This is a genomic window from Bacillus sp. Brlt_9, assembly GCF_051948935.1.
Classification (GTDB): Bacteria; Bacillota; Bacilli; order Bacillales; family Bacillaceae_G; genus Bacillus_A.
Window position 1 is genome coordinate 1071546 of the sequence record NZ_JAYJLO010000002.1, and the last position, 24586, is coordinate 1096131.

The window sequence follows — 24586 nt, forward strand, 5'->3', positions numbered from 1 at the left end:
GTAATGTAGTTTGAAATGTTTATATACGTAATATATTAATGTAAGTATATTAGCACATATAAAATAAATAATCACTATAAGTTTCATATTCGTGTAGTGTAGAGTCAGAATATGAAATATTGCATATGAAAATACATTGAAGTTCATATTTCTGATTACTATAATCTATTTAGTAGAAAGGGAATACGTTATAGAAATAAAATCATTATAGATTAATATAATGATTAATAATTATTAATAGGAGGATTGATGTAATGAAAATATTTCAAAAAATGTGTGCGTCAACTGTAATCATTACAACACTTTTAGGAACAGGAGGCACTATCAATAGTGTATATGCTGATTCTATAGAACAGCAGAGTAAATTAGGGATAGAACAAGAAACAGATAAGCAAATCATTGTAAAATTTAAAGCGGATTTGGATTTGCCATATGAAGATGGTATTGAAAAACAAATACAATCTCAAACGAATGATAAAGTAATAAAAGATCTTTTGACAGAATATCCAGATGTAACATTTACTCGTTTATTCACATCTGTAAGCCCGGAACAAATACAAAACCTTGAAGTGAAAGCACCTAATCATGTATCTACAAGTTTATTAAACTACTATATTCTTCAAAATCAAAATAGTGGGTATGAAGAAGAAATAGTAGATAAGTTAAAGGCATCTTCTTTAATAGAAGATGCGTATATGAAGAAACAAGAGAAAATAATGCCACCTGAAGTGCAATCATCAAGTGTAGCTCTTAATCCTAATAACAATCCTAGATTTAAAAAACAAGGTTATCTTGAAGCAGCCCCATACGGTATTAATGCGCCTTTCGCCTGGGGAATTCAAGGCGGTAATGGAAATGGTATCACTTTTGTTGATATGGAATACGGATGGCTATTAAATCATGAGGATTTATTACATCAAAATATTGAATTAATGTCTGGAAGAAATATAGATCAGCATGTCGGTCATGGGACGTCTGTACTAGGAATTGTATCCTCTGAGGACAATGGAGTTGGGAATATTGGGATTGCGCCAAAAGCGAAAGCAAAGGTTATCTCTCAAATAAGAGATAACGGACAGTATAATACGGCTGATGCAATATTAAGCGCTGTAAATCAGTTAGAAGCTGGGGATGTTTTATTGTTAGAGGCGCAAGCATCCTTTGATGGATATGGTGATAAATATTTACCTGTTGAAGTACAACCAGATATTTTTGATGCAATTCGTGCTGGTACAGATAAGGGAATTGTAATTATAGAGGCTGGAGCAAATGGGTGGAATGATTTAGATCAGTTCAAAGATAGAAAGGGTAAGCAAGTCTTAAATCGTAATAGTAAAGATTTTAAAGATTCGGGTGCAATTATGGTAGGAGCTGGCTCTTCATCTTTCCCTCATGAACGTATGTGGTTTTCGAATTATGGAAGCCGTATTGATGTGTACGGATGGGGAGAAAATGTAGATACAACTACAGCCGAGCAAAGTAGAAGTGCTGTAAATCTTTATACTTCAAGCTTTAGCGGAACATCTAGTGCTTCGCCAATTATTGCTGGGGCAGCGACTTTAGTACAAAGCATTGCTAAAGAAAATTTAGGACAACCATATAGACCAAGTGAACTAAGAGCAATATTAAGCAACCATAGCACAGGAACAAAATCTAAAGATCCATATGCAGATAAAATTGGTGTTTTACCAGATTTGAAGTCTATACTAGTAAACTTAGGTTATGAACAAAGAAAACCAAACGGTGGGAATGAGTTACAAGTAACAGAAAATGAACCAAACAATGAGCCTAGACAGGCAAATAAAGTTAACTTTCATACACCGGTGAAAGGAACGCTACATAATAGTGATAGAGTAGATGTATTTACTTTCCAAATTGACTCACCGGAAAATATTAATATTTCTCTACTAAATGAACAAAATATCGGAATGACATGGGTACTTCATCATGAATCAGATTTAAATAACTATGTAGCATATGGTGAAAATGAAGGAAAGGTAGTTAAAGGAACTTATAATGCAAGGCCAGGAAAATATTATTTATACGTCTATAAATATGAGAATAAAGATGGTTCATATGTATTGAACATAAAATAAGCAAAAGGAACTTCAGATGAAGTTCCTTTAAATTTTTCTAATTTAGTATATGTGAATGATTTTTTAACTTTACTTCTATGCAATATTTCATATTGATGAAATGTTATTTATTTTTTATGAACTAGCTTATATTATATTCAATAAGTTTGATGTAAAAACAGAAAGAGAGAGGGATAATAATGAGCAATAAGAAGTTAATTTTGAAATTATTCATATGTATTACAATATTTATCACATTTGTATTTGCTTTACATGATAAGCAAGTAGTTGCAGCTAGCTCTGTTAATGAGCTTGAAAATTGGTCAAAATGGATGCAACCTATACCTGATAATATCCCGTTAGCACGAATTTCAATTCCAGGAACACATGATAGTGGGACGTTCAAGTTGCAAAATCCGATTAAGCAAGTGTGGGGAATGACGCAAGAGTATGATTTTCGCTATCAAATGGATCATGGAGCTCGCATTTTTGATATAAGAGGACGTTTAACAGATGATAATACGATAGTTCTTCATCATGGACCATTATATCTTTATGTAACACTACATGAATTCATAAACGAAGCGAAACAATTTTTAAAAGATAACCCGAGTGAAACGATTATTATGTCCTTAAAAAAAGAGTATGAGGATATGAAAGGGGTAGAAGGTTCATTTAGTAGTACGTTTGAAAAAAATTATTATGTTGATCCTATCTTTTTAAAAACAGAAGGAAATATAAAACTTGGAGATGCTCGTGGGAAAATTGTACTACTAAAAAGATATAGTGGTAGTAATGAATCTGGAGGATATAATAATTTTTATTGGCCAGATAATGAGACGTTTACCACAACTGTAAACCAAAATGTAAATGTAACAGTACAAGATAAATATAAAGTGAGTTATGATGAGAAAGTAAAATCTATTAAAGATACGATGGATGAAACGATGAACAATAGCGAGGATTTAAATCATCTATATATTAATTTTACAAGCTTGTCTTCTGGTGGTACAGCATGGAATAGTCCATATTACTACGCTTCTTATATAAATCCTGAAATTGCAAACCATATAAAACAAAAGAATCCTTCGAGAGTGGGCTGGGTAATTCAAGACTACATAAATGAAAAGTGGTCACCATTATTGTATCAAGAAGTTATAAGAGCGAATAAGTCATTAATAAAAGAATAAAGATGATGAGAGTAAGAAGTGATAAAATATATCGCTTCTTTTTCTTTTCCAATAACCAACAATAGAAATTGTACTTTTATAATAGAAAAAAATAAAAACATAAGATATAATCATACATATAAAATTTGTACCTATAAATTTTATATGTATGAATGAATTTTATTTGTTGTAATGAAATGGAGGTATATACTATGAAGTTTCCACATGATTTTTTATTCGGAGCTGCTTCAGCTTCTTATCAAGTAGAAGGTGCATGGAATGAAGATGGAAAAGGTGTTACGAATTGGGACGAGTTTTCAAAAATTCCTGGCAAAACATACAATGGAACAAATGGTGATGTAGCTGTTGATCATTATCATCGATATAAGGAAGATGTTCGCTTAATGGCTGAGATGGGATTAGAATCGTATCGTTTTTCTATTTCTTGGGCGAGAATATTGCCGACTGGAGATGGAAAGGTAAATGAAAAAGGGATTGAATTTTATAACAACTTAATTGATGAATGTTTAAAATACGGGATTGTGCCGTTTGTCACTTTATATCATTGGGATTTACCATTACCGTTAGAAAAAGATGGTGGATGGACGAATAAAAGAACAGCAGAGGCTTTCGTAAAATATGCAGAAACTTGTTTTAAGGCATTTGGTGACAGAGTTAAGCATTGGATTACTTTTAATGAGACAGTAATGTTTTGTGGATTAGGTTATTTAAAAGGTGCACATCCACCAGGAATTCAAAATGATGTTCCAAAGTATTTTCAAGCGACTCATTATGTATTTTATGCACATGCGAAAACAGTTGCGGTGTACAAGCAGCTGAAACAATATGGTGAGATTGGGATTACACATGTTTTCTTACCTGCTTATAGTGTGGATGATCAAAAAGAAAATATACGAGCAGCAAATCATGCGAATGAATATGAAACGTATTGGTATTATGATCCAATTTTAAAAGGCGAGTATCCGTCTTATGTTGTACAACAATTAAAGGAAAAAGGATGGACTCCTAATTGGACGGTTGAAGAATTAGAAATCATTAAACAAAATGCAGAAGAAAATGATTTTATTGGCTTGAATTATTATCAACCAATACGAGTAGAAAGATACGATATGAATATAAAGAGTGAGGAACATTCTCGAGAAAACTCAACGCTTGCTCCAGGTAACCCTTCTTTTGATGGTTTTTATCGAACAGTTAAAATGGATGATAAAACATATACAAAATGGGGATGGGAAATATCTCCCGAAGGTTTCTTAGATGGATTGCATATGTTGAAAGCGCGTTACGGTGACATAAAGATGTATGTAACGGAAAATGGACTTGGTGATGAAGATCCAATCATTGACGGAGAAATTGTAGATGTTCCGAGAATTAAATTTATTGAAGCGCATTTAAAAGTAATGAAGCGTGCAATTGAAGAGGGAATTAACTTAAAAGGTTATTATGCATGGTCAGTGATTGATCTTTTAAGTTGGTTAAATGGATATAAAAAGCAATATGGCTTTATTTTTGTCGATCATAATGATAACTTAAAACGTAAGAAGAAACTTTCGTTTCATTGGTATAAACGTGTGATCGAAACGAGAGGGGAAGAGTTATAACAGATAAAAGAGTATTTTAGGAGAAAGTGTATGAGTGCAAAGTATAAACAAATTGCAGATGTGTTAGAGCAAAACATTCGAGATGGGCTTTTTAATGAAACGAAAAAACTACCTACAGAAGAAGCGTTGATGAATCGATTTGAAGTAAGCCGTAATACGATACGTAAAGTAATTAGTCAGCTTGTGAATAGAGGTTATATTTTTCAAGTGCAAGGTAGTGGTATGTTTTTACGCGAAACTTCTGTAACAGATTACATTAATTTAGGAAGTTTACGTGGATTAACGAAAAATCTTGTTTCACAAAATATTGAAACGAAAGTGTTAGAGCTTGAAGTAATAGATGCGGACGAAGAGATAGCAAAGCGGATGCAATGCGAAGCTGGAACTAGGTTGTATTTTTTGAAGCGCTTAAGAATTGTAGATGCTAAACCATTCTCTATTGAAGTAAGTTATTTCAAAAAGGATATTATTCCATATTTGAACGAAGAAATAGCATTAAGCTCTGTATACAGTTATTTCATTGAAGATTTACAATTAAATATTGGTTTTGCAGATAAAGTTATTAGTTGTGAAAAAGTAAATAAAGAAAATGCACAGCTTTTAGAATTAAATGAAGGTGATCCGGCGCTTCTTATTGAAAATACAGTTTGTCTTGTAAACGGGACAATTTTCGAGTTATCTCAGTCGATGTTTCATTATGAAAAGACTAAACTTTTAAATCGGATCAATTTTAAGTGAAAAATGAATATAATTAACTTTACGAAAAAGCAACTGATCATAAGTGATCAGTTGCTTTTATTTTTTAAGTGGATGAGCAAAAAAACATAAAAGTGGTTGGTCCGCTTTTTGCAAACATCTATTATGATAAGAGAAGAAAGGTAGTATGTTATCAACGTTTTAAAGAGGAAGGTTTTTATGTAAGTTCTTTAATTAAAATAGATGGGTCTTAGAGAGGTGAAAAGACAATGAGTTTTGCAATTTCACTAGTCGTTATTATTGTAATTGTATCGCTGTTTGGGACTGTACTAGTTGCAAGAAACGTGGAGGAGAATTACGGTAAGTCTACAAAAAGAAATGTGAAAAACTTATCTGCAATCTATATTTTTCTTCTTTTTGTTCTACTGGTCGGGGTAACATGGTATGCGGTAATGATTTGATAGTTTGTAAAAGAACTGAAATGAGAGTATGAAGTTGGAATTTCAGAAGCTATTGAGTAATCAGAAAGAGAGTCATTTTGGATATATCGATTTACGGATAAGGAAATGTGACTAATTAATACTATTTTTACGGTGAATACTGTTAGTAAAAAATGAGGATAGTTCGTTTTAAAAGGAGGGAACTAGATGGAATGGAAACCAAATCGTGCAGATAAGACACCTGTATATAAACAAATTGCTGATTATATTGAAAGAGGCATTTCTTCAGGTGAATTTCCTTCTGATAGTAAGTTACCTTCTGAGCGTATATTGGCAAAGGAATTACAGGTGAACCGGAGTACAATAGTAGCTGCGTATGAAGAATTAAAATCACTTGGAGTAGTAGAACGGCAAAAGGGAAGCGGAACATGGGTTAATACAGACATATGGGGTGTCTCACATAAACGAATACCGAACTGGGGTAGGTATGTGGAGGATGGATCGTTCTTACCTAACGTACCACTCGTTCAACAAATTCGAACGGAAACACAAAAAGATGATTTAATTAATCTAGCAAGTGGTGAACTGTCACCAGAATTAATTCCGAGTGATAGATTTCGAACAATTTTGTCGGAGAAAACATTTATGGAAAATCTCGGCTATGACCATCCACTTGGAAATGAGATGTTGAGAAAAACAATTGCAGCACATGTTCAGCAATATAAACAAATTGAAGCAGATTCAAGCTCTATTCTTATTACATCTGGAGCACAACAGGCGCTTAATCTTATCGTTCAATGTTTATTAAAACCTGGCGATGCGATTGCGATTGAAGATCCTTCGTATTGTTTTTCGCTTCCAATGTTTAAATCGGCCGGTTTAAACATATTTCATTTACCTGTTGATGAGCATGGAATGAATCCAGATGACTTAATCGATTTGAACAAAAAGCATCGCATTCGTATGGTATTTTTGAATCCAGATTATCAAAATCCAACGGGTACTGTGCTTTCATTAGCGAGACGTAAAAAGATTTTAGAACTGTCTTCTGAGTTCGGTATACCAATTGTAGAAGATGATCCGTATAGTTTAATTTCTTTTAATGGAGAAGTGAACCCAACATTAAAATCAATGGACCAAAATGGAAATGTTCTTTACATAAGTTCATTATCAAAAATTGTTGCATCAGGATTACGTATTGGATGGATAATTGGTCCTACACGCGTAATTGAGCGTTTAGCAGATGCAAAGCAACAAGTTGATTTTGGCCATAGTGTATTTACGCAGTGGGTAGCAAATCAATTTTTAGAATCAAAGGATTTTCATACACATATTACGATACTTCGTGGACAATTGAAGCAAAGAAGAGATGAATTAATTGCAGAGCTTGAAGGAACATTGGGAGACCGAGTTGAATGTTTCGTGCCAGAGGGTGGAATACATGTATGGTGTAAAGTGAAAGGAAAGTTTGATGAATATCACTTATTAGGTGAATCTATACGGAATGGTGTCGCATTTGTTCCGGGCAGTGTTTTAGGTTCGAAAAATGAATATATACGATTTACGTTTGGTAGAGCGAATATAGAACAAATTCAACTTGGAATTAAACGGTTTGCCGACACGCTAAATGAAATTTCATAATATGGATGTGTGATAGTGAAATGAGGGAAAGAAATGAAGTACGTGACGCTTTTACTTCAAGTAGGCGTGCTATATATATTTAGCTTAGTTGGTACGTGGATTCAGGAAATATTCCATCTATCAATACCGGGAAGTTTAATAGGGATGTTAATACTGTTCCTGCTCCTTTCCACTCGCATTTTACCGTTAAAATGGTTTGAGGTAGGTGCGGAAAAGTTAATCGTATTTTTACCGTTATTTTTAATCCCTTCGACAACAGGGCTGATGGAATACGGGTCTTTTCTTTTAAGTAAGGGGAGTATTATATTCCTTTTAGTAGTTGCAAGTACTGTAGTAACTTTGATTGTTTCAGGGTATATAAGTCAATTATTAATAACAACAAAAAAATAAAATCGACAAGGTGCACGATTCAAATGGTCTTAATTATTATTACTGTAGCAATTTATTTCTTGGCGACAAAGCTATATAAAAAATTTACGTTTGCATTTACGTTACCGGTGTTAACAGTTACGGCAATTATGATTTGTTTATTTTTGATTTTTGGTATTTCTCATCATGAGTATAGGGAAAATGGGGGAGACGTTCTTTCAAGCTTATTGAGCCCTGCAATTGTAGCATTAGCCATACCTCTATTTAAAGAGCGAAAGATACTTATGAAAAATTTTTTATCGATACTTATCGGAGTAGTGATAGGTATAGTGGCTGTAACGAGTATGAATGTAGTGATTGGCGGAATTTTAAATATAGATAAGGAACTTATATTAACTACTTTACCACAGTTAGCAACGATGCCTATTGCCCTATCATTAGCGGATCAAATTGGTGGTATTCCATCTATGACTTCTAGTTTTGTAGTTGTTGCAGGAATAACAGGTGCTATTATCGGACCAACAGTACTTAAGTTTTTCCGTATAACGAGTACGATTGGAAAAGGAGTAGGGATGGGCTGCGCGTCACATATTATCGGTGTGAGCCGTCTCGTGAAGGAAGGAGAGAAAGAAGCGACGATCGGTTCGGTGACGATGATTGTAACGGGAATACTCATTAGTATATTCATACCGTATGGAACGAAATTTATTTTTTAAATGTAATGGAGATGATAACAATGACAACATGGTTTATAGTTACATTATTTATTTTTGGCGCTATTAAAGTATTAGTTTCTAGTATGCCCACTTCTGTTGTAGAATCAATTATTAGTAGATTTGAATTGCATCAAAAGCTTGAGGCGGAGAATACCTCTATATCGATAGAAGGAAAAAATATAGAGGGAGAAACGAAACTACAAGTTATTCATGAATTTAATGAGGCTCTATTTTTAGATAAACATTATTTTCCGCCGCAAGGGGAAGGAACACCAATCGTTATTCACACGAAGAAAGGGAATAAAGAGATTAAGTTTTCTCTGTATAGCCATGAAGAACATGTTGATGTAATAAAGCAATATAAAAAGAAAATCGTTGCTTATCGTTTACGTTCAAAAAGTCTTCAAAACCCTACATCATTAGTAATAACCGAAGAGTATGCTTAAAAAGAGATCTATAAGGATCTCTTTATTTTTGTATGAAATCATATACTTTCCAAATAAAAGAAAAGAAAATCATATAGCCAAATAAAGAATATGTATGATTCCAATCCAAGCTATGAATAAAGAAACCAAATCTTTCAGCAATCTGTTCAAAAATACTGGCACAAATACCTATTAAAATAATAAAAAGAATTCTAGAAACTGCAGATAATGTTTTTGAAATTTGTATGAAAATCGTTGTTAAAATCGGTAGTACAAACAAAGTAAAGCCGATGTTAACTGAAAAGATGGATGAGAATGGTCTAACCGGAAAGGAATATATTTGCTTCGCAACAAAAAAAGCATCTAAGTAAGTTCCGATAATAGAAGAGAGTAAGATTGTAATGACTAATGCGAAAAGGTTATTCGTCTTCTCGAAGGAGAACATTTTTCTTTGCAAGAATGGCAAGTTCAATTTTTTCGAGTGTTTTACAGTAGTCTTCTGTAATTTGTCCATGTATATTTTCCTCCTTATCCACTAAGTAATTTACGACTTGCCAGTCCGTAAACCAATCTTCACTGTCAACTTCTTCATGCTCTATATCTGGCCATGCATAGATGAGTGCAGGGCTGTATATACGATAAGCGCCATTACGCAACTGGCATTTCTTTATTCGGCGTTTATAAAACTCACGGGAAAAAGATTCATTCACACTGGAAAATAAATGAGGCCAGTAATCTTTCCTTGATCCTGTATGAGGATGGTGTTGGGCCCAGCTTATTACTTGAGATAAAACATGTGTATCCCGAAATAATAATGAATACAACCTTTTTCCAATTAAGATCCGTTCATGTAAGGAAGTGAAATGTTTCATTGTATCACCAAATAGTAATACTTTTTCTTTCTTATCATTTGCGTAGAATGGGAAAAGGATATGATTAAATTGAAAGAAATCAAATAGTTTAAATCCAATACTATTTAGTACAGTCTTTTTAAAGTGTACATTTTGAATCACTCTTTTTTCTAAGTAGTTTTGTTCATTAATAATAGTTGCAATCGCTAATGTTTGTTTGTTACCGGTTTTCCAAAAATCGTTCCACATCGTTTCCATAAATGTAGAAACATTTAGGTGAGGGAGAAGGTGAAATAGCTTTTGTGCTCTTTTTACACTTTGTTCATAAAGCAGAAATTGAGGATATACATCTTGAAAAATAAGCCAATTCCCTCTTTCTAAAAAAGAAAAAAATGTGATTTGATCTTTCTCTGATAAAATTTTCGTATATAAATCGCCCTTCAAATCAGTCATATTCCAACCGCCGTTACGTGATACCATATGCCCAAGTAGTGCCCAATGTATTTCTGGATATTGAATGTAAAATTGGTAGTATGCGCGTGTTCTTGTCACATTATTTTTATTTAGCTGTCCTGTTTGTATTTTTATATTGTTGATAATGATTTGATCTTCTTTTGTTAATTTATACATCGTGCCAGAAGGAATGAGTTTGCTTTTATGTTTCAATTCATTTTTCACATCAAATAGGGAGAGAGGCAGTGCTTTGGAAGGTCCGTTATATGTATGATTTGAATTGCTTCGGTACATTCCGTTACCTCCCTTTTTATAAATTTAAGCATGACTATTGGCTATGAGTCATTCTATTTATTTTATTACGAGTATAAGAAATAAATGAGCGGTGTTTTTTACAGGAAATTTAGTTATCATGCAAACAGTATAAAAAATCTTACTGTTGTAAGGTGAAATAAAAAACCGAAACTATATTTAATAGTTTTGGTTTTTTTATTTTGTCAATTAAATGTAACAAACGACGATTATGATTTGAATCAATTGAAAATAATTCAATAAATTTTAATTGAAATGCTTGGTAGGAGGAAAAGGAATGCTAAATAAAATAATTTTAATCACTGGTGGCACAGGCTCGTGGGGACATGAACTTATAAAACAACTATTAGAAAAATCACCGAAAGAAATTAGGGTTTTTTCAAGAAATGAAACGGTTCAGTTTGAAATGCAGCAACAGTTTATAAATGATGATAGATTAAAATTTATTATTGGAGATATTCGTGACAAGAATCAATTAGTCTATGCATGCCAAGGTGTACATTATGTATTCCATCTTGCAGCTTTAAAACACGTTCCAGTATGTGAGTATTATCCTTATGAAGCTATAAAAACCAATATACATGGTACGCAAAATGTAATTGAAGCATCTATACAGATGCAAGTTGAGAAAGTGATATATGTTTCAACGGATAAAGCAGCAGATCCATCAAATACGTATGGGATGACAAAAGCAATTGGTGAAAAGTTAATGGTTCATGCGAATGTGCAAACGAAGCAAACAAAATTTATTTGTGTTCGTGGTGGAAATGTTTTAGGGACAAGTGGAAGTGTGGTACCGCTTTTTAAAAAACAAATTAAAAAATCTTCACAAGTAGGGATTACCGATGCAAATATGACTAGATTTTTCTTAACAATTGAAGATGCTGTTGGATTGTTATTTAAAGCCGTATATCAAGGCAGAGGCGGGGAAATCTTTGTTATGAAAATGCCGGCATGTAAAATAACAGATTTAGCAGAAGTGTTAATTGAAGATTCGAATAAAGAAAATGTGAAGTTAAAAGAGGTAGGGATAAGGCCGGGTGAAAAATTAAGTGAAATGCTTTTATCTGAGGTAGAGAGTAAAACGAGTATAAGTTTTGATCAAAATTATTTTGTGGTACTACCGACTATTCCTATAGAAGGGCTTCAAGAATATTATGCTAGTTATCCGCTTGTGGATGTGAAGAGTTTTAGTTCTCAACAAGACTTACTTGCAAAACATGAGGTGAAACAAATGCTATTAAAAGGAGGGTTTTTACGATGAAAAAAAATGCGAGCCTTTTAATAACGGGTGCAAATGGTTTTACAGGACGCCATGCTTGCCAATATTTTTTAGAACAGGGCTTTCATGTAATTCCTATGTTTCAAAATCGTACACATAGAGAAAAAATTGAAAATGGTATTACTTGTAATTTAACAAATAAGAGCGAAGTAATGAAGGTAATGAAACAAATAAAGCCAGATTATGTATTGCATTTAGCAGGAAGGAATTCGGTTATAGAGTCTTGGACAGCTGCACTTGAATATGTAGAGATTAATGTAATAGGAACGTTATATTTATTAGAAGCAATTAAGCAAGAAGCACCACATTGTAGAACATTAGTTATAGGATCTGCTTTGCAAGCAGATCCTATAAACGAAATAAAAATTTCAAATCCATATAGTTTAAGTAAAACGATGCAAGTCATTATTGCAGAGGCTTGGGGCAGATTAATGGATTCAAATATTATCATTGCAAAGCCCTCAAACTTAATTGGTCCAGGAGTATCAAATGGTATTTGTTCGATTCTCGCAAAAAAAATGATAGATATAGCATCAGGTAGAAGTAAAGCCGTTATTGAAGTAAACAGTTTGAAAGATAGTAGGGATTTTCTAGATGTACGTGATGCGGTTAAAGCGTATCATGTGTTATTACGCGATGGAATAAATAGAAAACAATATAATATTGGATCAGGAGTAAAACGGTCTTTATTAGATGTAATAGAACAATACAAAGAATTAACACAGCTGAATTTTTCCATAAAAGAAGCAGAGCATAGTGGGAGCGAATCAAATGAGAGTTTAGTAATAGAGGATATAAAAAGGTTAGGTTGGGTCCCAGAAATTCAATTCCATCAATCATTAAAAGATGTACTTGAGTATGCGAAGTGTAGTGACATCTGCATTCAATGAAAAATAAAAAGGGTGTAAGAAATATATGAATGGCTATAAAGCAATAAATAATCAAAATACCCTATTTCTTTTAATTGTTGATACGCTGGACTGGAAAGATGAAGAAGAGCATGTTTTGCGTATCTATGAGGCGATAAATAAATGTCGAGCCTATGTGGAAGGTAAAAAGGGTGATAGGAAAAAAACAGTAATAGGTACAGGAACTAGGTCGGTAATTCAAGTCTTTGCTCAGTATGAATGTAGTGAGTATGGAAATGATTTTTATGATCTCATTAAAGATTTTTTGCAAGATATAGGATTTGAGTTAAAGGTTTATATAAATAATAGTAAGTTTACTTACATGTAATAGATTAGTATAAAATAAGATTTTTAATAATAAAGGTGGATATAAATTATGAATAAAAAGATTCTCTTTACTGGGGGCGGTACAGCCGGACATGTAATGATTAATATGGTATTGATTCCTAAATTCATAGAAAAAGGATGGGGAGTTGAGTATATTGGATCTCAAAACGGAATTGAAAAACTATTAGTTCAAAATGTTAAATACAATAGTATTTCAACGGGGAAGCTTAGGAGATATTGGGATTGGGAGAACTTTAAAGATCCTTTTAAAATAATAAAAGGTTGCATACAAAGTTATAAATTAATGAAACGGATAAAACCAGATGTTATTTTTTCGGCAGGAGGATTTGTTTCCGTTCCTGTAGTAATAGGAGCGTGGATGAATAAAGTACCCGTAATAATACGTGAACCGGACAGTACGTTAGGATTAGCAAATAAAATAGCATTACCATTTACTACAAAACTATGCACAACATTTCCTCAGACCGGAGAAAATGTACGTAATGAGAAAAAAGTTTATGTAGGACCAATTGTAAGAGAAGAAATTGAGAGGGGCAACGTATTGCGGGGAAGAAGCTATTGTAAATTTCAGCAAGATAAACCAGTATTGTTAATTATGGGTGGGAGTCAAGGTGCTCAATGGATAAATGATATGGTAAGGAGAAGTTTGGAAACATTACTATTAAATTTTAATATTGTTCATATGTGCGGTAAAGGGAAGGTGGATTCATCTATTGGCATGGAGGGCTATATACAATTTGAATATATAGGGGAAGAGTTGCCGCATATACTAAATATGGCGAGTGTTGTAGTTTCGAGAGCGGGTTCTACTGCTATTTCTGAATTGCTATTCTTGAAGAAACCGATGTTGCTGATCCCGTTAACTAACAGTTCCAGTAGGGGAGATCAAGTTTTAAATGCTGAATATTTTTCTCGACAAGGATATGCAGAAGTTATATTCCAAGACAAAGTAAGTACGAATGCATTCATACATGCAGTAAATAAGTTGAATACAAATAAGGAGAGATACATTCAAAACATGAATGGCTATAAGAAAACAAATGATGAGGGAATTCATCAATTAATAGATATAATAAATGAAGTGGTGAAGTAATAGAAATTTAAATAGTAAAAAGGAAAGAAGGTATCTTCTTTCCTTTTTACTATAGTTGTTCAAATTCATTATTACTTATCCCGATTAACTATGTACTATGGGTGAATCCCACTTTTTAATAGCTCAGTAAATGCATTAATATGAATAGGTTTACTATAATAGTAACCTTGAATAAACTGACATTTGTTTTTTTGAAGGAAATTTACGTGTTCTTTCGTTTCTACACCTTCAGCAATGACAGACATTCCTAATGTATTTGCTAATGTGATGATTGTTTTAATAATTTCCATTCCATCGTCACATGTTTCAGACATTGTAATAAATTCTCTTGGAATTTTTAACGTATCGATTGGATATAAAGGTAAGTAAGCTAGCGAAGAATAGCCTGTACCAAAGTCGTCGATTGAAATGTGAACGCCTAAACTCTTTAGTGTACGTAATTTTATCAACGTTTCTCGCTCATCCATCATTGCAATTCGTTCTGTTAATTCAAGATCGAGAGAACTGGCTGGTAAGCCTGTAGTTGCCAAAGTAGAAGAAATAGACTTTACAAAATCTTCTTGTTCAAATTCTTTAGCAGATAAGTTTACACCAATTTTTAAATGAGAATATCCGAGTGTGTGCCAACGTTTCATTTGTTCACAGGCTTGCTGTAATGTCCACTTTCCTATTGGAATAATTTGTAGTGTTTCTTCAGCAATCGGAATAAATTCATATGGAGAAATAACGCCTAATTCGGGATGGTTCCACCTGATTAAAGCTTCAGCACCGATAATTTTGTTAGATTCGCTATCAACTTGAGGTTGATATAAAAGGAACAATTCTTCATTTTGTATTGCGTTTGGTAAATCTTTTTCTAATCGTAATCGTCTTTCAATTTTTTTAGCAATTACATCGTCATAAATAGAGGCAGAGTTAAGTTCTTTTGCTTTCGCATCATACATGGCAACATTAGCGTTTTTCAGAAGTGTAGCGGTATCGATTCCAGAATGTGGATAAATAGCGATGCCGATACTAAGTGATAAAGTTAATGTATGCTCGTGTATGACAAACGGTTTTTCTATGCTTTCAAATAATTGGTTACATAACTCGAATAAGGAATCTTCGTCAGTATAATTTTCAATTAAGATAGTAAACTCATCACCACCGATTCTTGACAGATGAGTATGTGATGGAAGACATGATTGGAATCGCTTTGCTACTTCTTCTAATATGTAATCTCCTGACGAATGTCCAAGTGTATCGTTAATTGCTTTAAAGCGATCTAAATCTAAGTATAATAATGCGAACTCACTGTCTGTTGTTTTAGCATTTTTTATAACTCTTTTTAATTTCTTATGGAAAAAGGCACGATTCCCAATTTTCGTTACAGTATCATGGAATGCTAAATATTTTATTTCTTCTTGCTGCTTTTTTAGTGCAGTAATATCTTTCACCATAATATAGCTTCCTGAAATTTGTCCGTCTATCATAATAGGAACGATGGTAACATATAAAAAATAAGTAAAGCCATCTTTATATTGAGAGCTAAGTTGTAAGGATGCCGATTCTTGTTGTTTCACTTTTTCTAATGCAGATGCTAGTTTATGTTTATCTTCTTCTAAAATAATCGAAAAACAAGTTTCACCGAGTAACTCATTCGTTGGTGCTCCCAGTAACATACTCCCAGCTTTATTTACATTTAAGAAGATTCCATGTAAATCAATCGTAAAAATAGGGTCAGGATGATATTCATATAGTGATCTGAATTTTTGTTGTTTTTGAGATAGAGCCTCTGATTTATAAACTAAATCAGAAGTTCGTAAAGTAACTTTTTCTTCTAGTTGAGCATTAAATGCCTGTAAACGTTTTGTTAGGGAATTGTTTTGCATACGTACAATAGAATGACGAATGAGTACGAAAATAAAAGTAATACAATTTCCTGTAATGAGAGTTGAAGATGCTGTTTGTTCTTTTAATGTAAACCCGATTAGTATTGCAACAGCAAGATAGGGAAATACAACTAAAGCTTTTTTTCCTATTATAGGGTTAACAATAAAATAATTTTTATGGCTATTATGATCTCCTGAAATAGATCCAGCTATTGCAATAAATAATATAGGTATTCTATATAAAAGACGTAATAATGTTATCGTTTCAGTTGATAAATGATTATTTAAGTAAAAATAAATATAGTTAAAAGTTGCAGAACTTATTAATACAAAAATAAAGATGTAAATTTTCCGTTTGGAATTAAAAATTGTTGGACGGAAAAAAAGACTAACACCTAGTAGAAGAAATAATAAATCTGCAATTGGATATAGAAATGAAAGGAAAACATCTCCTAGTGAAAGAGAGAATATATTTAAATTTGGTTGATTAAATAAATACCATTCCAATGTGAATATGGAAGTAAGTACGATGCATATATCACAAATAAAGAACGCTTTTTCCCATTTATCACATTCTTTTAAAATTTTATAGCAGAAAGCGATAAGACAGAAGAGTAGAAAAAACATGTAAAATACATCAGAAATAGTAAAACGATGTATTGGAATTTCGAAGAAGCTATCTTGATATGTATATACTATTTTTCCTAATAAAAAACTACCAATCGCTATTGTGATACATATCCAAAACGGATTTGAACTAACTTTTTTAGAATATATAGAGTAAATCAATGAGACAAATGTAATGGTTTCAACAATAAGTGAAGCGAAGCGTACATCTGAATTTGAAAAATGAGTGGGGAACAGATAGAAAAACATAAAATAGATTGAATAACATATTAATGTTCCAATTAATATACATAGTTGTAAATTTTTATTTAATTCCAATAAAATCACCTTCTTTAATTATGCACTATATTCGTAATATCTATACATAATAATATTACTTAAGAATTGTATCAGATTTCCTTATGAAAATCTTGTTTATAAGGAAAGTATTGAAGAGTTTAATACTTCTTAAAATTTAAAAAATATTGCGTTTGATAATATGTATTGCATCAAGATTTTAAATAGGAAATGTATATTTAGTCATCCTTTGAATTTTAAAGATTTTTTAGTGATTTGCAAGTGGAGATGCAAAATTGCATATAAAATGGTAAGGACTTTCTTGGAAGGTGAGTTTTTGGTCGTAATAGGTTATTTTGAGTAAGACCTTTGTATGTATCTATTCTCATACTAACGAGTGATTTCAAAAACGTGTTACGTATGTACAATAATATGTAATCAAGTATGAAATTTTTAGTATGGGAGGAAAAGCATGAAGAATTGGGTGAAGTTTCGAATCGCACGTCCAACTGATCAGTTTGAAGAGGTTACAATATTTTATGAAAAAGGATTAGGTTTAAAACGTATAGGTGAATTCTACGATCATGAAGGTTATGATGGGATCATGTTTGGACTCCCAGATGAAGAGTATCATTTAGAATTTACAAGACATATAGATGGAAGTCCTTGTCCAGCTCCGACAAAAGATAATTTACTGGTATTTTATATGAGTGAAGATAGTGAAATGAAAAAGGTAAGTAAAAGGCTGCATGCATTGGGATATGATGAGGTCGAACCTGAAAACCCATACTGGAAAGACAAGGGGATAACGATAGAGGATCCAGATGGTTGGAGAATTGTGTTAATGAAAATAGAAGAATAACGAATAACGAAACTAATAATAACAAGGTTTCAAATTAGGATTGGGTAAAAATAAATCTGCTTTCTTCTATGTAATAAAAATAGGAGGAAGCTTTCTTGTTTTTTATAATCTGAAAATTTTAATTTGACAATTAATTATAAAAGAATGTAAATTGAGAACGTGTATTCTTATAAGTTTGCTAGTGTTTCTATTCAAAAGGAATGTATAAATAGGGAGGACTTTTTATGTTATGGCGAATTAAAGATATACAAATATATTATGAGATTGTGGGAGAGGGTAAACCGGTCATTATCATACATGGCTGCGCCCCTGACCATAGGCCATAGGTTAATGATGAAATGTATGGAATCAGTATTTCAGAAATATGAAGGTTATAAGCGAATATATATTGATTTACCTGGAATGGGGAAGTCGAACGCTCCAGATTGGCTAAATAGTTCAAATCATATATTAGAAGTGTTAAATACATTTATTGAAGAAATCATTCCAAGGGAAGATTTTTTACTAGTAGGAGAGTCTTTCGGCGGATATTTAGCTAGAGGGATACTTTCAAAGATGTGTGAGAGAGTGAATGGATTATTATTAGTATGTCCTGTTGTTGTAGCCCATCAAAAAGAAAGACGTTTACCAGATAAACAGGTAATTGTACAAGATAAGGAGTTTTTAAATACACTAACTTCTACTGATAGAGAAGAATTTTGCGAGTTAGCAGTGGTCGCGAATGAATATACATATACGAGATTTAAAGAGGAAATTAAGCCAGGAATAGCTGTTGCTAATTATGAATTTATTGAAAGGTTGCAAAAGAATTACTCTCTTACTATGGCTTTTCATCATAAGAAATATGAGAAACCCGTTCTTTTATTAGCCGGAAGACAAGACATATCGGTAGGTTATCAAGATATTATAGGAATTATTGATGATTATCCAAGAGCGACATTAGCAGTGTTAGATATGGCAGGGCATAATTTGCAAATTGAACAGCCTGAATTATTCGAGAGTTTAGTAGGAGAATGGATTAGACGAACAGATCAGAAAAGTTTATAAAAGACGAATGAATATTTACAAGGAGGAATTATGAGTACATATATTTATATGGTTAGACATGGTGAATCTCCAAAGTTAGAAGGAAATGAAAGAACGCGCGGGTTAACTGAGAAGGGACATATGGATGCCCGTAGGGTAAATGATATATTAAAAGCGGAGAGGATTGATACTTTTATTTCCAGTCCCTATAATCGGGCTATGTTAACGATAGAGGAGTCAGCGAACTTCTATGAAAAAGAAATAGTAGTATATGAAAATCTCAAAGAGTGTATGTTTTCAAGTGAGGATCAGATTATATCAGATAAAGAGGTGTACCCACTTGTAAAGAAGATGTTCGCAAATCCGGATTTTGCACGAACAGAAGGAGAGTCATATAAGGATTGTCAGAGACGGATAGTGAAAGTGTTAAAAGAAATATTAATGGATTTTCAAGGACAAAAAATTGTAATTGGTACACATGGGCTTGTCATGACATTAATGATGAACTATTTCGATAAACAATATGGTTTTGAATTTTTAATGAATACGTCAAAACCAGATATATATAAGATGGAGTTTAAAGAAGAACAATTCATGAATGTAGAGAGATTATGGAAAGCGGAATAAAATTGGTTGCATGGATTTTATAGTAAAATCTTCTTATTTGAATAGAAAGCATTTTTATCAACTATTTTTAGAATGTTAAATCAATAAGTAATTATTCAGTATTTGAATAAATTATGGGGAAAGTGATTTAGGGAAACAATTTTAAATGCGTCAAAATTCCAAACGATGGATTTCTATTCAATTGGAGAAAAAGATGTAGTATTTTGTCGTACTGTCCTCGTTTACATTTCATTATATTACATATAGGCTTTGTGGTGTAAAGGGGAAATCGCCTTTACACAAAATCTATAAGGAGGACATTGTGATGAAAAAGATTAAAAAGTTTGCGGGAGTAGCTTTAGCGGGAACGATTGGATTAAGTGGACTACTGTTTTTAGAACGAAGTGTAAGCGCTGCGGAATCACAGCAAGTGGAAGAGGGGAATTTCAATGTAATTGATGTATCAATGAACCTAAATGAATTATATGTATTAAGTGGCAGAAGCATTGATGTTCTTTCTGGAGATAAAGAAGCCATTCAGCTAAATAAATACACAATTCGTTTTAGTAAACCCGGGAAGTACGTTATTAGGGTAAATGGTTGTATTTATAACGATGTATATACTTTTATTGTGAGTGAGTAGCATATATTCTTAAATTGTGAGATGAAAAAGAAACACCCTATTTGCGGTGAGAATCGTAAATAGGGTGTTTGATTTGTATTAAGTTGTAATTTAAATATGCTCACTAACTTTATCTTTGGTTTGTAAAGTATGTAGTAGTGTTTGAAATACCTTAAATGATTGCTGAAAGATTGGACTTTGAATAAAAGTGTATAGAAAAGTTACGATAAAAACAGGACCACCGAGCATAAATCCGATAACTAGTACAATGCATTCTACAATGATTCGAGCACGGCTAATAGATAGACCTGTTTTATCAGAAATAGTAAGCATGAATCCATCACGAGGTCCAGCGCCAATTCCAGCCGCAACATACATACCTCCACCGATACCTGTAATGGCAATACCAGCAAATAAAATGAGTAAGTTTATCCATAAATAATCACTAGCGTTTGGAAGGATATTTGATTGTAAGAAAAAGTCCATAATGGGACCGATAAGTAGTGCATTTAAAAATGTACCCACATTTATATATTTTCGATCTACTAGTAAAGAAATGAGAACGAGACATAATCCACATATGACACTCCACGTACCAATGGTCCATCCAAACCTTTGGTAGAGAGCCATGTTTAAAACTTCCCAAGGATGTAAACCGAGAAATTTAACTTTGACTGCAAGAGCATTTCCAAGGCCGAAAAAAATTAATCCTAAGAAAAAAAGAAAATAGCGAAAGAGAGTTAACCTCATCTTTAAAACCTCCCATAGTGTATAATTATGTATATTACATGTAAGAGTTTTAATGTACAAATATTACGACTTTTTAGCTGTTATTTATAATTTCTAAAATACAAATGAAATATATATTCGCAGTCAAAAAAGTTAAAATATTTCGTTTTAAGGACTATAATAGAGGGAGAAACATAAAAGGGAGTGAACGAGTTTGAAACAAGAACTTATTGAAAGATTTACGAGATATGTAAAAATTGATACGCAATCAAATGAAGAAAGCCATACAGTACCAACAACACCTGGACAAATTGAATTTGGTAAGTTATTAGTGGAAGAGCTAAAAGAAATTGGGTTAACAGAAGTAACGATGGATGATAACGGTTATGTAATGGCAACACTTCCTGCTAATACAGATAAGGATGTTCCTGTAATCGGCTTTTTAGCACATTTAGATACGGCAACAGACTTTACAGGGAAAAACGTAAAACCACAAATTCATGAAAATTTTGATGGCAAGGCGATTACTTTAAATGAAGAGCTAAATGTTGTGTTAACGCCAGAACAGTTCCCAGAATTACCATCATATAAAGGACATACAATTATTACAACGGATGGTACGACACTTCTAGGAGCAGATGATAAGGCTGGTTTGACTGAAATTATGGTTGCAATGAACTATTTAATACATAATCCGCAAATTAAGCATGGGAAAATAAGAGTGGCATTTACGCCGGATGAAGAAATTGGTCGTGGGCCAGCGCATTTTGATGTAGAAGCGTTTGGTGCATCATGTGCTTATACGATGGATGGCGGTCCATTAGGGGGCTTGGAGTATGAAAGCTTTAATGCTGCAGGTGCTAAGTTAACGTTTAACGGAACGAATACACATCCTGGAACAGCGAAAAATAAAATGCGTAACGCAACTAAACTTGCTATGGAGTTTAATGGGCATTTACCAGTAGAAGAGGCACCAGAATATACTGAGGGCTATGAAGGATTCTATCATTTGCTTTCATTAAATGGTGATGTTGAGCAAAGTAAAGCGTATTATATTATTCGAGATTTTGATCGTGAAAATTTTGAAGCGCGTAAACATAACGTTGAAAATATTGTGAAGCAAATGCAAGAGAAGTATGGACAAGATGCAGTCGTTTTAGAAATGAATGATCAATACTACAACATGCTTGAAAAAATCGAACCAGTGAGAGAAATTGTTGATATTGCATATGAAGCGATGAAAAGTTTAAATATTGAACCAAACATTCATCCGATTCGCGGCGGGACAGATGGATCACAGTTATCATATATGGGATTACCAACGCCGAATATTTTCACAGGTGGTGAAAACTATCACGGTAAATTCGAGTATGTTTCGGTAGATACGATGGAAAAAGCTGTTCAAGTTATTATAGAGATTGCAAGACGATTCGAAGAACAAGCTTAAAAAAGAACCAAGTAGTGTGGATGCGCTACTTGGTTTTTTAGTATAATACTCGCCACAAATAAAAAGTTGCGTAAGACTCCCAGTTAATCCAATTTGCCGCAAAATCTTTTATTTCCTGTTTAGTCGGTTTACTTTCGGAACCTGTTATATATTTAATTGCATTATGCAAACCAACATCGTCAATTGGAAAAGCGGAAGGAAATCGTAAACAGCGCATTAAAACATAGTGGGCAGTCCACGGTCCTATACCATGTATAGCAGTTAATTGTTTTTCAGCTTGTTTCACGTCTTGTATTTGCAATAAAGATTCTTTTGATAGTTTTCCTTCTGTAATAAGCTTTGCAACCCCGATTAAATATTCGCATTTTCGCGTCGTCATTTTTAATTTTTTGAGATCGTCTACGTGTAAATGTGCAATCGTTTCAGGAGAAGGGAATATCCAATGTTTTCTATCGTTCCATTCTACATAACTTCCAAAGTGTTCGACTAATCTTCTTTTTAGCGTATAAGCATATGTGAGATTAATTTGCTGACCGATAATTCCCCAGGAAAGTGCCTCAAATAAGTCTGGAATACCTAAAGTACGAAGCCCATAATGTTGTTCAATTGGTCCTTGAAGGAGTACATCATGTTTAGCTAATGTATAAAAGGGAGCTAAATCAGTAGTTAAATCAAACCACTCTTTCACATAGTGGGCTACAGCTTCGCATACCGATTCTTCAGATGTATATGATTCTTCTAAAAAACGTATTTGAATGTTATTATCCGAGTTCATACTAATTTCAACTAAAGGATTTACACCCTTAACAGGGATAACTTTATAAATTTTGTTATCTTCAATGTGGAACATACATTCATTGTTAGAACGTGATAGATAGCGTAAATTTTCTTGGAAACTAAATTCTGTTGGAACTGCTAAAGTTAATGCGCTAGTATATTCTGCTGTCATATGAATTCCACCTGCAATTTTTCTAATGTAAGCAATTCTTTCTTCATTTTTAACCCCCCTCTAAAACCAGTTAGTTTTCCATTTTTTCCTATAACACGATGGCAAGGAATTGTAATGAGAAGAGGATTGGCAGCAATAGCAGTAGCAACTGCACGTATAGCTGTAGGTTTTTGCATTCTTTCGGCAATTTCTGAATAAGAATATGTCTTCCCGTAAGGAATTTCACGTACCGTATTCCAAACAGATAATTGAAAGGCGGTTCCGTAAGCATCGATAGGGAATGTGAAAGTTTCCCGCTTGTTTTCTAAATACTCGATAACTTCTTTCGTATATGTTTGCAAGTAATCGGGACTATGGGTCAATATATATTGCGGCAGTTTTTTTCTAGCCCATATAGTTAGTTCTTCGAAGTTTTCGTCTTGTGATCCAATGAAGCATAGTCCATTTTCAGTTGCGGCGATATGAAAGCACCAATTTTCATGTGTAAGTATCGTCCAATATATAGATTTATTTTTGTAGGAATTCATTATTGTATCCCTCTTTCATTTCATTCTTTTTTCGATATTCAGTCGGAGTAAAGCCGGTTTTCTTTTTAAATAAAGTTGCGAAATACTCTGGGTTTTCTATTCCGACAGCAGTACTAATTTCTTTAATAGATTGATTTGTTTGTAATAGCTGTTCTGCCGCTTTAACAATCCTAAACTGCTGTATATATTCTATTGGACTTATTCCTGTCGTTTTTTTGAAAGTACGTTGTAAATGAAATGGGCTACCATGGCACATTTCTGCAAGTATATCGAGAGTTAATAATTCATCGAAGTGTTTTTCGATATAATCTTTAATTTGTTCTACCCACTCTTCATTAGGTAAAGTGATCCCATTTGGCTTACAGCGTTTGCACGGGCGAAAGTTTTCACTTAATGCTTGCTCTGCATGATAAAAAATTCGTACATTGTTTCTATTCGGTATTCTTGATTTGCATGACGGTCTACAAAAGATTCCGGTTGATTTCACGGCATAAAAGAATTTGCTATCATAGGAAGAATCATTATGAATAATCGCTTGCCAATGCTCATTTGTTAACGTAACTCCTTCATTGTGCAAAGAACATCACCTCTGAAATTAGTATAACCGGAATAAAGTGCGTATGTATGTATTCACAAATGTAAGA

24 protein-coding genes and 1 pseudogene are annotated in these 24586 nt (G+C 33.1%); 18 read left to right on the forward strand and 7 right to left on the reverse strand.

Features of this window, described 5'->3' with window-relative positions; genetic code table 11:
- Positions 1 to 254: 254 nt before the first annotated feature.
- From VF726_RS11835 to VF726_RS11875, 9 genes are all read left to right on the forward strand, one after another.
- Entirely contained in the window at positions 255 to 2096 is a 1842-nt protein-coding gene (locus VF726_RS11835; protein ID WP_440168180.1) for a S8 family peptidase, read from the forward strand.
- A 179-nt stretch (positions 2097 to 2275) separates the two neighbouring features.
- Positions 2276 to 3265, forward strand: a complete 990-nt coding sequence (gene plcA / locus VF726_RS11840) for a phosphatidylinositol diacylglycerol-lyase (protein ID WP_440168182.1) — start codon at positions 2276 to 2278, stop codon at positions 3263 to 3265.
- 191 nt (positions 3266 to 3456) lie between these two features.
- Positions 3457 to 4866, forward strand: coding sequence for a GH1 family beta-glucosidase (locus VF726_RS11845; protein ID WP_440168184.1), 1410 nt, complete (start codon positions 3457 to 3459; stop codon positions 4864 to 4866).
- A gap of 30 nt (positions 4867 to 4896) precedes the next feature.
- Positions 4897 to 5604 (forward strand): GntR family transcriptional regulator, encoded by a 708-nt coding sequence (locus tag VF726_RS11850; RefSeq protein ID WP_440168186.1) that lies wholly within the window; start codon positions 4897 to 4899, stop codon positions 5602 to 5604.
- Between the two features lie 227 nt (positions 5605 to 5831).
- The gene (locus VF726_RS11855; protein ID WP_000006456.1) at positions 5832 to 6023 is read left to right on the forward strand and encodes a hypothetical protein; all 192 of its coding nucleotides are present in this window, start codon (positions 5832 to 5834) and stop codon (positions 6021 to 6023) included.
- A gap of 186 nt (positions 6024 to 6209) precedes the next feature.
- On the forward strand, positions 6210 to 7643 hold the full coding sequence (gene pdxR, locus VF726_RS11860) for a MocR-like pyridoxine biosynthesis transcription factor PdxR (RefSeq protein WP_088097449.1): 1434 nt from the start codon (positions 6210 to 6212) through the stop codon (positions 7641 to 7643).
- Between the two features lie 33 nt (positions 7644 to 7676).
- Positions 7677 to 8033, forward strand: a complete 357-nt coding sequence (locus VF726_RS11865) for a CidA/LrgA family holin-like protein (protein ID WP_440168188.1) — start codon at positions 7677 to 7679, stop codon at positions 8031 to 8033.
- A 23-nt stretch (positions 8034 to 8056) separates the two neighbouring features.
- Complete coding sequence (locus VF726_RS11870; protein WP_440168190.1) at positions 8057 to 8728, forward strand: LrgB family protein; 672 nt, start codon at positions 8057 to 8059, stop codon at positions 8726 to 8728.
- A gap of 20 nt (positions 8729 to 8748) precedes the next feature.
- Positions 8749 to 9174 (forward strand): YfmQ family protein, encoded by a 426-nt coding sequence (locus tag VF726_RS11875; RefSeq protein WP_440168192.1) that lies wholly within the window; start codon positions 8749 to 8751, stop codon positions 9172 to 9174.
- 22 nt (positions 9175 to 9196) lie between these two features.
- Here VF726_RS11875 and VF726_RS11880 read toward each other — a convergent pair whose 3' ends face one another.
- The gene (locus VF726_RS11880; RefSeq protein WP_440168194.1) at positions 9197 to 9667 is read right to left on the reverse strand and encodes a CBO0543 family protein; all 471 of its coding nucleotides are present in this window, start codon (positions 9665 to 9667) and stop codon (positions 9197 to 9199) included.
- Entirely contained in the window at positions 9573 to 10751 is a 1179-nt protein-coding gene (locus VF726_RS11885; protein ID WP_440168196.1) for a DUF2515 domain-containing protein, read from the reverse strand. Before VF726_RS11885 ends, VF726_RS11880 begins: the two co-directional genes overlap by 95 nt.
- 295 nt (positions 10752 to 11046) lie before the next feature.
- Between VF726_RS11885 and VF726_RS11890 the strand changes: the two genes are divergently transcribed.
- The 4 genes from VF726_RS11890 to VF726_RS11905 are packed head-to-tail and all read left to right on the forward strand — an operon-like array spanning position 11047 to position 14400.
- Entirely contained in the window at positions 11047 to 12033 is a 987-nt protein-coding gene (locus VF726_RS11890) for a UDP-N-acetylglucosamine 4,6-dehydratase family protein (RefSeq protein WP_440168198.1), read from the forward strand.
- A complete protein-coding gene (locus tag VF726_RS11895) occupies positions 12030 to 12941 on the forward strand; it encodes an NAD-dependent epimerase/dehydratase family protein (protein ID WP_440168200.1) in 912 nt (303 codons plus the stop codon). Before VF726_RS11890 ends, VF726_RS11895 begins: the two co-directional genes overlap by 4 nt.
- Before the next feature lie 25 nt (positions 12942 to 12966).
- On the forward strand, positions 12967 to 13287 hold the full coding sequence (locus VF726_RS11900) for a DUF6572 domain-containing protein (protein ID WP_440168202.1): 321 nt from the start codon (positions 12967 to 12969) through the stop codon (positions 13285 to 13287).
- A 48-nt stretch (positions 13288 to 13335) separates the two neighbouring features.
- Positions 13336 to 14400 carry an undecaprenyldiphospho-muramoylpentapeptide beta-N-acetylglucosaminyltransferase gene (locus tag VF726_RS11905; protein ID WP_440168204.1) on the forward strand — a complete coding sequence of 355 codons (1065 nt, stop codon included), beginning with the start codon at positions 13336 to 13338 and terminating at the stop codon, positions 14398 to 14400.
- A gap of 95 nt (positions 14401 to 14495) precedes the next feature.
- Here the strand turns inward: VF726_RS11905 and VF726_RS11910 are convergent, their stop codons facing one another.
- Positions 14496 to 17216 (reverse strand): EAL domain-containing protein, encoded by a 2721-nt coding sequence (locus VF726_RS11910; RefSeq protein ID WP_440168206.1) that lies wholly within the window; start codon positions 17214 to 17216, stop codon positions 14496 to 14498.
- A 430-nt stretch (positions 17217 to 17646) separates the two neighbouring features.
- Between VF726_RS11910 and VF726_RS11915 the strand changes: the two genes are divergently transcribed.
- The 4 genes and pseudogenes from VF726_RS11915 to VF726_RS11930 all read left to right on the forward strand — a co-directional run bounded on the left by VF726_RS11915 (position 17647) and on the right by VF726_RS11930 (position 20311).
- Complete coding sequence (locus VF726_RS11915; protein WP_440168208.1) at positions 17647 to 18036, forward strand: VOC family protein; 390 nt, start codon at positions 17647 to 17649, stop codon at positions 18034 to 18036.
- 224 nt (positions 18037 to 18260) lie between these two features.
- Positions 18261 to 19083: pseudogene (locus VF726_RS11920) on the forward strand (alpha/beta fold hydrolase).
- Positions 19084 to 19113: 30 nt separating this feature from the next.
- Positions 19114 to 19689: a histidine phosphatase family protein gene (locus tag VF726_RS11925; RefSeq protein WP_440168210.1), complete on the forward strand. Its 576-nt coding sequence runs from the start codon at positions 19114 to 19116 to the stop codon at positions 19687 to 19689.
- A 304-nt stretch (positions 19690 to 19993) separates the two neighbouring features.
- A complete protein-coding gene (locus tag VF726_RS11930) occupies positions 19994 to 20311 on the forward strand; it encodes a hypothetical protein (RefSeq protein WP_440168212.1) in 318 nt (105 codons plus the stop codon).
- 90 nt (positions 20312 to 20401) lie between these two features.
- On the opposite strand, the gene VF726_RS11935 is transcribed toward VF726_RS11930, so the two are convergent.
- Positions 20402 to 21040 (reverse strand): YczE/YyaS/YitT family protein, encoded by a 639-nt coding sequence (locus tag VF726_RS11935; RefSeq protein ID WP_440168214.1) that lies wholly within the window; start codon positions 21038 to 21040, stop codon positions 20402 to 20404.
- A 193-nt stretch (positions 21041 to 21233) separates the two neighbouring features.
- Between VF726_RS11935 and pepT the strand changes: the two genes are divergently transcribed.
- The gene (pepT, locus tag VF726_RS11940; RefSeq protein ID WP_440168216.1) at positions 21234 to 22466 is read left to right on the forward strand and encodes a peptidase T; all 1233 of its coding nucleotides are present in this window, start codon (positions 21234 to 21236) and stop codon (positions 22464 to 22466) included.
- Positions 22467 to 22503: 37 nt separating this feature from the next.
- On the opposite strand, the gene VF726_RS11945 is transcribed toward pepT, so the two are convergent.
- From VF726_RS11945 to VF726_RS11955, 3 genes are read right to left on the reverse strand one after another with little or no spacing between them, the layout of a single operon-like run.
- Positions 22504 to 23415, reverse strand: a complete 912-nt coding sequence (locus VF726_RS11945; protein WP_440168218.1) for a DNA-3-methyladenine glycosylase family protein — start codon at positions 23413 to 23415, stop codon at positions 22504 to 22506.
- Positions 23412 to 23942 (reverse strand): methylated-DNA--[protein]-cysteine S-methyltransferase, encoded by a 531-nt coding sequence (locus VF726_RS11950; protein ID WP_440168220.1) that lies wholly within the window; start codon positions 23940 to 23942, stop codon positions 23412 to 23414. The genes VF726_RS11945 and VF726_RS11950 overlap by 4 nt, the downstream gene beginning before the upstream one ends.
- Positions 23923 to 24519, reverse strand: coding sequence for a bifunctional transcriptional activator/DNA repair enzyme AdaA (locus VF726_RS11955; RefSeq protein WP_440168222.1), 597 nt, complete (start codon positions 24517 to 24519; stop codon positions 23923 to 23925). Before VF726_RS11955 ends, VF726_RS11950 begins: the two co-directional genes overlap by 20 nt.
- Positions 24520 to 24586 lie beyond the last annotated feature (67 nt).